Origin of the sequence: Frigoribacterium sp. CFBP 8754, assembly GCF_014841815.1 — a bacterium.
Classification (GTDB): Bacteria; Actinomycetota; Actinomycetes; order Actinomycetales; family Microbacteriaceae; genus Frigoribacterium; species Frigoribacterium endophyticum.
On record NZ_JACYUO010000019.1, the window covers coordinates 1 to 299 of the forward strand.

Consider the following 299-nt stretch of genomic DNA (forward strand, 5'->3'; position numbering starts at 1 on the left):
CAGTTCGGCGAGGTGAACGTGGCGATGCCGTCGCGGTACCTGCAAGAGATCCCGGTCGAGCTGATCGACTGGAAGCAGTCGCCCGGCATGGCCGACAGCCGAGGAGGCACGCAGCCGCGGGCGCTCAACGCGCGTCGCGAGGGCGGTGCGGGCGACCGTCTCGGCTCGTCCCCGCGCGCCAGCGGCGGCTACGGCGGCGGCAGCTACGACCGCGCGACCGCGGCGGCCAAGACCAAGCCGAAGACGGAGTGGTCGAACCGGGTCACCGGCACCGTGCGCGACAACGGCGACCTCGAGCT

The 299-nt window shown here is 72.9% G+C and carries 1 pseudogene; it reads left to right on the plus strand.

Annotated elements, in window-relative coordinates:
• Nucleotides 1-299 (plus strand): annotated as a pseudogene (locus IFT72_RS15630) (ATP-dependent DNA helicase PcrA); the annotation flags it as partial.